The sequence below is a fragment of the Psychrobacter glacincola genome (assembly GCF_904846215.1).
Taxonomy (GTDB): Bacteria; Pseudomonadota; Gammaproteobacteria; order Pseudomonadales; family Moraxellaceae; genus Psychrobacter; species Psychrobacter glacincola.
In genome coordinates this window covers 1-1628 of record NZ_CAJGZK010000052.1, presented here as the reverse complement: position 1 = coordinate 1628, position 1628 = coordinate 1, and the positions used below count along the sequence as shown (strand labels likewise).

Below are 1628 nucleotides of genomic sequence, written 5' to 3'. Positions count from 1 at the left end.
GAAACATCGTCGCGCCAATGGTAGTGTGGTTCGCCCATGTGAGAGTAGGTCATCGTCAGCTCTCTATTCCTGAAAACCCCCTTTGACTTATGTCAAAGGGGGTTTTCTTTCGTGTGCGGTTTTGGATGGGGTGGGGTTTAGCATTTTAAGGTGTAATGGACATTATTCATGCTGGTGTAGGGCTTAAAGTTATATACTGTCTATATTTGCAAGGAATCAACGCCATGAATCAAAAAACTGCCCTTTTTGTCGTGACAAATACACCAAGAAGAACGGGCGCAAACTAGGCAAACAGCAGTATCAATGTATAGCTTGCAAACGGCAGTTTTTATGTGGCACCAGACTCAACAACCAAACCCTTTGGATTGAATAGACCCAAGGGAAACAGACATACAAACAACTGGCTGATAAATACCACTGTAGTCTTAAAACCAGCCAAAGACGCTTAGACAAAATCAGTATTAAGTATCAGATCAAACGGCCAAAGACTGCTAATATCATCATGGACACCACCTACTTTGGTCGCAAATTTGGTTTAATGGTCTTTATGGACAACACCACTAGAACCGTTCTTTATTACGCGATAGTGAGTCATGAAACCAACACGGTGTATCCGCTAGTCGCTGATGTCACGACTTAGCCAATCATATAGTTTGATGGCTTAACGCTCAATACATGGCATATAGTGGTGATGCTTAAGATCTGCTAGTGATCTTTAATGAAGCTGTACTTTATGAGCTGTCACTACAGGCATAGCCCTTCGACTTGTGTCACTAAAACAGTCTTCCAGTTTGTTTCTTAGCGTTCCTCATTGGCAAAGTACGCGGCGGCCTCATTTGAGCATAGCTTTCATCTTGCGTCGGGGCGAAGCAGTGCTTTGCTTTACCCCTCCTCATTTAATATCTCTCATTCCTCTTCAGTTATTTTTAATTGCCGTTTGAGTTGTTTGAGTTCTCCAATAGCTGCCATAATTTCAGGATCATGTTGTTCTGTGCTGCCAAGCTTGCCCTGATCGGCTTTGTTATGTCAGTTAGATAAGGTTTGCATCGCTATGCTAGCTGCTTTTCAGTGGATGAGATATCGAAGTCATTTTTGAGCTTTTTAATGACTATTGTGCTACTACGATATTTTTGAGGTTATCAATATCCGTTAGATTCTAGGTAAGTCCTGAACGATTTAACTTACCCTTTCTCATCAATTTATCCTAGATTACTCTGTTTATATAAGACAGCTGCTAATATTTTATATTTTGTAAAACCACAAGTTATTGATAGTGATACTATTAATAATTCATATGTTCAGCATTCACAACCACCCAAAAATAACCCCACAAACCCCTTGACCGCCAACTAAAACTGCGTATAATACGCCCCTATCGGGACGGAGCTACGACAAAAGATAAGTGATACATCACTTAAAACTAAGTACTAGCTAGGTTATTGGAATTGAGGTTTAAATCAATTTTAAAACCAATTAAAAATAAGTTCTTGACTTACCAATTAAAGCGTCTATAATACGCACCTCAGCAAAGGGAAGCTGGCAAATAAGTTAACAAACTTATAACCCAGATAACCCGTTGAAACGAATTAGAACAAAGGGTTGACAGACTTATATTTAATGATATACTA

Annotated in this window: 2 protein-coding genes and 1 pseudogene; 2 read left to right on the top strand and 1 reads right to left on the bottom strand. The window is 39.6% G+C overall.

All coding sequences use genetic code 11. The features are described from left to right. Positions 1 to 193: 193 nt before the first annotated feature. Entirely contained in the window at positions 194 to 373 is a 180-nt protein-coding gene (locus tag JMW90_RS14125) for a transposase-like zinc-binding domain-containing protein (RefSeq protein WP_420825324.1), read from the top strand. 129 nt (positions 374 to 502) lie between these two features. Beyond that, a complete protein-coding gene (locus JMW90_RS13325; protein ID WP_201564727.1) occupies positions 503 to 640 on the top strand; it encodes a hypothetical protein in 138 nt (45 codons plus the stop codon). A 269-nt stretch (positions 641 to 909) separates the two neighbouring features. On the opposite strand, the pseudogene JMW90_RS13845 reads toward JMW90_RS13325, so the two are convergent. Next, a pseudogene (locus JMW90_RS13845) lies at positions 910 to 1112 on the bottom strand (IS3-like element ISPar1 family transposase); the annotation flags it as partial. Between the last annotated feature and the right edge of the window lie 516 nt (positions 1113 to 1628).

Bases quoted from the DNA above. Each gene is read 5' to 3' on its own strand.
- JMW90_RS13325 (WP_201564727.1), top strand. From the start codon at position 503: ATGGACACCACCTACTTTGGTCGCAAATTTGGTTTAATGGTCTTTATG.